This window comes from Ruegeria sp. CK2 (genome assembly GCF_056536585.1).
On sequence record NZ_JBQFPW010000042.1, the window covers coordinates 1 to 5,812 of the forward strand.

7 protein-coding genes are annotated in these 5,812 nt (G+C 51.3%); 6 read left to right on the forward strand and 1 reads right to left on the reverse strand.

Annotated elements, in window-relative coordinates:
* Positions 1–444: 444 nt before the first annotated feature.
* From ACR0BU_RS24470 to ACR0BU_RS24495, 6 genes are all read left to right on the forward strand, one after another.
* Positions 445–1,335: a LysR family transcriptional regulator gene (locus ACR0BU_RS24470; RefSeq protein ID WP_480739525.1), complete on the forward strand. Its 891-nt coding sequence runs from the start codon at positions 445–447 to the stop codon at positions 1,333–1,335.
* Positions 1,336–1,513: 178 nt separating this feature from the next.
* Positions 1,514–1,894 carry a transposase domain-containing protein gene (locus ACR0BU_RS24475; RefSeq protein WP_480739527.1) on the forward strand — a complete coding sequence of 127 codons (381 nt, stop codon included), beginning with the start codon at positions 1,514–1,516 and terminating at the stop codon, positions 1,892–1,894.
* Entirely contained in the window at positions 1,891–2,277 is a 387-nt protein-coding gene (locus ACR0BU_RS24480) for a hypothetical protein (protein ID WP_480739529.1), read from the forward strand. The genes ACR0BU_RS24475 and ACR0BU_RS24480 overlap by 4 nt, the downstream gene beginning before the upstream one ends.
* Positions 2,278–2,775: 498 nt before the next feature.
* On the forward strand, positions 2,776–3,006 hold the full coding sequence (locus ACR0BU_RS24485) for a hypothetical protein (RefSeq protein ID WP_298938467.1): 231 nt from the start codon (positions 2,776–2,778) through the stop codon (positions 3,004–3,006).
* 1,141 nt (positions 3,007–4,147) lie between these two features.
* Positions 4,148–4,372 (forward strand): hypothetical protein, encoded by a 225-nt coding sequence (locus ACR0BU_RS24490; RefSeq protein ID WP_480739531.1) that lies wholly within the window; start codon positions 4,148–4,150, stop codon positions 4,370–4,372.
* Between the two features lie 310 nt (positions 4,373–4,682).
* Positions 4,683–4,874, forward strand: coding sequence for a hypothetical protein (locus ACR0BU_RS24495; RefSeq protein WP_298938464.1), 192 nt, complete (start codon positions 4,683–4,685; stop codon positions 4,872–4,874).
* 18 nt (positions 4,875–4,892) lie between these two features.
* Here ACR0BU_RS24495 and ACR0BU_RS24500 read toward each other — a convergent pair whose 3' ends face one another.
* Complete coding sequence (locus ACR0BU_RS24500; RefSeq protein ID WP_480739533.1) at positions 4,893–5,264, reverse strand: cupin domain-containing protein; 372 nt, start codon at positions 5,262–5,264, stop codon at positions 4,893–4,895.
* Between the last annotated feature and the right edge of the window lie 548 nt (positions 5,265–5,812).

The window sequence follows — 5,812 nt, forward strand, 5'->3', positions numbered from 1 at the left end:
GATATTTTGTTTAACGCGGGATATCGAGCACGGGGCGGTGATCAAAATCCCTACTTTGGATTTGCCCTCAGTCACAGCTTCTGAGCCGCAGTGAGCGCAACCCGATCACAGGGAACACTTCTGCTGTTGTCAAAGCCGAGCCCTGCCGCCCAAAACTTACCCTCATTTGTTGGGGTACTTCCCTAATACAGCACGCTGGTTCCAGTGTTGGGTGCCAGAGCGTTCTTTCAAATGTGGTCTGGTTGCTGGGTCTGGCTTGAGGGTTATTGATTTTGACATTGCGTGATGTGGTCAGAGAAAACCCCCGTCCGCGTCACTGACCATGTAAGGCTCGAAGTCCAATACCGATATACTATTACAGTATAGCCTCTAACTATCCGAAATGTAGCTATCTTTTGTGCGAATGATTCACTGGCTATGCCAGAGAGAGGGCGCACAGAATTCATGGAAATGCATCAAATTCGATATTTCTTGGCAGTTGTTGAATATCGAAACTTCACTCACGCAGCGCATGCTTTAAACGTTACTCAACCTTCGCTCACAACAGCCATCAAGAAGCTGGAGGATGGGTTGGGCGGTAAGCTGTTTTTGCGCGATCATGCCGGGTGCAGCTTGACGCGGCTAGGCGGAGTCGTTCTCCCGTACTTAAAGGAGGTGTTGCAGCAAACACAAAAAGCGATGGTAGATGCCAAACGTTACGTTCATCATGAAGATATTCCCATCAGTGTCGGAGTTGGTGAAGGTATCGGGCTAGTCAGAATAGCAGACGCGGTAATGCGGCATCAGGCGCGTGCACCAGAAATTGATTTCGAGATCATTGTCGACAAACAAAATGCGCTGCTGAACGGCCTTCGGGAAGGTCGTTTTGATATCGCTATTACAAATGCTGATGCTGCATCTGATCTTTATCGGGCGGAGCCACTATATCGTGAAACTTACCGAGTTGTTGTTTCCGCCACACACCCGCTGAGCCAAAGGGAAAGCGTGAACTTGCACGTGTTGGTGGGCAACGAGGCGCTGGCAAGAGTTGATTGCGAGATGCATGAAGTTTTGTTTAGTTTCTGCGCAGATCGCGGAAATACAATGAGTTTCACACATCGTTCCAATCGGGTTGACTGGATTCTGGAGCTGGTGCGGTTGGGGAGGGGGTTTGTGATCTTACCCGAGACGGCAGTTCCAAGGAGCAAGGAATTTACCTCACTGACCATTGAGGATGCCAGCTTTGAGCGTCATGTGGTTGCGCTTCGATATCTCTACCAAACTGCCCGATCTGAGATGCGGGGTTTCACTCAAGAACTGGCCAGGCACAAACCAGTAGATGAGTACTTTATGTGATTGCTCGCAGAGCTCGATTGAAGGTTGCCCGCTGGGATCAAGGTCCAGCGCTTCCCAAAACATAGACAAGATCTATCTTAAAATAGAAGTTGGGAATTGGCACTTCAGCGTAATGTCGTGGAATGTACTCAGTACTACGTGAGGTGAGCGGCCTCATGAAGGAAGGGGTGCGCTTCGAGTGGAACAGTGCTGTCTGGAACTGGACAACAACGCGGCAGAACGAGCCATCAAGCCCGTCATCATCGGGCCCAAAAGCTGGATGTTTGAGGGCTCAAAAGGTGGCGGAGAAGCTATACCCATCGCCTTTACTCTGATCGGGACTGCCAAGCTCAACAGCGTCAACTTACAAGCCTGGCTGAGCGGGGTCTTGGAGCGCATCGCCGGCCACAAAATCAGCTGCCTCGACAAACTCTACTGGCTCAAACTTCTGCCGGCGCTCTTCATGCTTGCCGCCTGCAGCCAGCCAGTAGCAGAAACAGGTCTTCCGGAAGGTGCAGCAAAGGCCAATTCCACCTATATGACTGAGAGCCTGCTCATAGGCGTAAAACCCAAAATATGAAAATCTCTTTGTCTAAACCCGCCGTTTTTAGCACCGCAGCGATCGTCTTGGCGGCGTGCGTGACGCCCTACGAGCAGTGCGTCGCCAGCATCGAAGCGCCGATGCGAAACACAATGGAAACGATTGCGTTCCTTGAAGGAAACATTTCTCGGGGCTATGCAATTCATTCGCAAAAGGTGCCATATCTACATACCTATGCATGCACTGTTGATGCGGGCAGGGTCGAGGTGTGCCAAGAAACTCGGCTACGCGTTGAAGAGTCACCGGTCGCTATCGACATTTCCGAAGAAAAACAAAAGCTGAGTGAAGCTAAAGCTCGGCTGGAGAAACAGAAATTGAGCGTACAGTCTGCTACAGCACAGTGTCGAAAAGCTTACCCCTGAGACCATGCCTTGTTGACAAAATGAGAGCCCAACAGGCGCAAGCCTCACCATAGCAGGTGTCTATTCAAGTATAGGATTGGAGTATTTCCCATTGCAGCAACTTGGCTCTAAGGTTGGGCAAAAGACGAATTGATTGGTCGCATTTGCGGGCAGCCAAATAGCAGAGCTTTGGAACGTTGGGCAGAGCAAAGAAGCAATGGTTCATACACCGTTGCTTCTTTCAAGCCAGTCGGTTTGAGTTGATGTGTTTCCCAAGTGTTGGATCAGGAAACTTCAGATGTGCGTAAATGTTTCAGTAAAGGGCGGCCCGAATGTTCGCCAAAAAATTACCGTTAACTGCAATGAATTCGGTTTTTGGTCATGCGGCGTGGGCGGAGCTATTGGTTCATCGTCGCGGCGCCCTGTTTCTGGTTCGGGCTGTAACAATACCTCCGGCCAATGCCTATTATATGCCCGCATTTATGCCAACCAACTGACTGCCTGAAGGCTGTGTGTGGAATGCGCATTGAAGAGCTCTTTTTTGAAATCACATTCACCGCGACAAGTGCAGGTAAAATAAAGCATATTATCAAACGTTCCTGTGAAGAGGACGCGTTGGACCGCATCAGGGCCGCTTACCCTGGCCAAACCCTCACAATCCATGACATCCGGAAACAGGTCTGGGTGCGTGACGTCGATTCCCATCGTCCCAAACCGCTGAAGGCCGCTCTCAAAGAAATTAAAAGGTAAGAGAGCACTCCTTTTTCTGCCAATTTTCATCTAAAACGTCGCTGAATACCCAGTCCCTCAAGGCGGGGAGGAATGCGCTAGCGGCCATTGACCGCTTCTCACTGTGACCTAACATATTTGGCTCTCAGTTTCGTAGGCTCTCTGGCCTGGCACATATAGGAGATATTCCTGCCGCTGACCCATTGGAACTGCTGCCAGTAATCCCAGCGCTGTTCGAAGGAAATTTTGTAGATCAGCCGACAGACGCTTGCAAACTGCGCGAACACGATTGGATCGCCGCGATTTCCAAAACTGCCAGCAACAGCCATTGAGTGATCTCGATCGAGCCTACCAGAACTGGATCAAAGGTATCGCAGGATACCCAAGCCCTCGAAAGAAGGGCCGCAATGACACATTCAGCTTTCAGACATGAGGTTCATGCCCGCAAGCTGAATGCCAAATGGTCCGAGGTTCGGTACCCTTCGTTCCTCAGTAGGCAACACAGAATAAGGGGGCGCTCGGCATGACGTTGATAAGGCACTTGGCCGCGCGCCACTTACTCTGTTTCTTATGGTTCTCGTAGGTATTGTGTTTGCCGTGGTTGAAGGTACTGAAGAAGATTAAGAGAGGTGGCGGAGCATTCTGACCGGGAAAGTCCAACATCGCAGCTTTCTAAGCGGAGCCGTTACCATCGTAATTTTGGTCTTTCTGGTTTGGCTGATTATTGCACCGATGTAGACGACAACTAGGAGTGAAGAATTGGATCAGGCTGTTGTGGCAAACATATTTTTCGAAAGCCTTTCAGGTTGGGTTACTGTGGCTGCATCCGTTGCCCTTGCGTTTCTTGCTTGCGCACTTGTTGTTGCAACTGTTCGAATGGCCCGAGCATTGGCGCGACCACATATTGTGGCCAATTCGGAAGCTAATCACTGGTCGCTAATGCGCTTTGATGTTGTGGTTGAGAATTGTGGTAACGCTCCTGAATATGATGTTTCGGTTAGGTTCATCCGCCAGTTTAGATGCCTGATGCCAAACGCGACTGGCCATTTCTGAATACTGGCATCAAATACTGGATAGCGTTGAGCATCACGATGGGGAAGAAGCTAGGCGTGAACTGCAAGAAGTCGAATTTCGCGCTGGATTGGAGCAATAGGGAAATATCATGACGGACAAATGGCTGAGTGAGAAGATCGAGTCGAGGGGTATCGAGTACCTGTCGCCACCGCCCATCGATCTAGACGGGGCGCGCGTTCGTGAGACCGCTGAACGGCTGTGCAGCCAGATGGCCCGAGGGATCGCGTTACCGTCGATGACGGTTGTTGACATGACGCCCCCTTCGCTTCCGACTTGCACCGACATCGACTCGGCGAAAGAAGTCGACAAATAGGAGCGACGGCTTGAAGAGCATCACGGTGTCAGACGGTGGGTTTGAGACCTGGTTGATCTGGGCGACATTGATCGGTGTTTTGACGCTTGCGCTATTGGTGTTCTTGGTCGTCCGTAGAATAAGATCAGGCGGCAGAAAATCGACTTGCCGATGGGCGAAAGATCCGGCGAGTGATCGCGGTGGTTTGGCGGCATGGAGTTGTCAAACTTGCGGTGTGACTGCTTACTCGGGCAGTAAAGGAAGGCCTGTTGGTTGCCGTCGAAGCACTAAACCGCGCGGGTTGTAGGTTTTTCACTGTAAGGAGCGGCGCGTGAAACACGAGCGAGCAACGCCCGGCACTGCTGCCGCAAATGCTTATGCGATGCATGAAACGGATACAGACCGTATCGCGGCGATGTGGGCAGCCTGCGCGTTGATGGCGCTGCACGATAGACGGTCGGACGTGTTTCGCGAATATGCGGAAAGCTGGGCGAGTAAGCTCAGACCACCAAGTTCACAATAGGGAGGGTTAGGAAGTGGATCAGTCGGTGGAGCCCAAAGGAATGATCCGCCCTATATCAACCAGATCGTTTGGGCGTCCAGCGCAGCGGTATAAACGTTTGTTCTGATCGGGGTAGTCCACAATGTTCTCCGAAAGCCGCTGCCCAATGATCAACAGCCGCAAAGGTCTATCACTGGTGTTGCGGATTTCATGGGCAGGGCCATCTTTGGGATAGCCGATGAAGTCTCCAGAACTGATATCATGGGTGTCGTCGCCTGTACGTGCAGTGCCCGTACCACTCAGAACATAAACAGCTTCATCTTCACAAGCATGGACATGATATTCAGTAGACGTCAGCGAAGAACGCCTTACGGCGGTACAGACATCGTTCGGTTTTCGGCTAGGTTTCACATCACTGACCACTGCCACAAACGAGGGCGACGGCTTCGATTTTGTGTTCGATGCGACAGGAAACCGTGGCGCGATCGAGGCGGGTTTTGACAGGGTCTTATCAAGGTCATTGTCACTCTGGGGGACTAACTTTGGCCACATAGATCATGCGCTTGCATGATGACGCTAACATTGCCATCGCCTTGTAAGACCTGAGCAAAGGCGAGCCCGGGGCAATCGAGACCGTCCCAAGTTCGCACAAGAAGTCGACAGAGGATTTCTCGGAAGGGGCGAATATTCTCCGCTATGGTCAGACTATCGGGCGCGCAAATGACGAATTCCTCCTTGTTGCCACCGCCCAGAATCTCCGCAAACTAGCCAAGGTCAGTTACTTTACGCTTAGACCAAGTTGACAAAGTGAAAGTCTGAAGGGTGCAGGCTCACCATAGCTGGTGGCTATCTAAATATAGGATTGGAATATTTCCCAATACTGCGACCGGGTTCTAAGGTTGGGTATGGAACGCATTGATCGGCCCCCGAGTGCTCGGCTAAAAATCGCCAATATTCGC

Coding starts and splice junctions, on each gene's coding strand:
- ACR0BU_RS24470 (WP_480739525.1), top strand. CDS start 445: ATGGAAATGCATCAAATTCGATATTTCTTGGCAGTTGTTGAATATCGA.
- ACR0BU_RS24490 (WP_480739531.1), top strand. CDS start 4,148: ATGACGGACAAATGGCTGAGTGAGAAGATCGAGTCGAGGGGTATCGAG.
- ACR0BU_RS24480 (WP_480739529.1), top strand. CDS start 1,891: ATGAAAATCTCTTTGTCTAAACCCGCCGTTTTTAGCACCGCAGCGATC.
- ACR0BU_RS24485 (WP_298938467.1), top strand. CDS start 2,776: ATGCGCATTGAAGAGCTCTTTTTTGAAATCACATTCACCGCGACAAGT.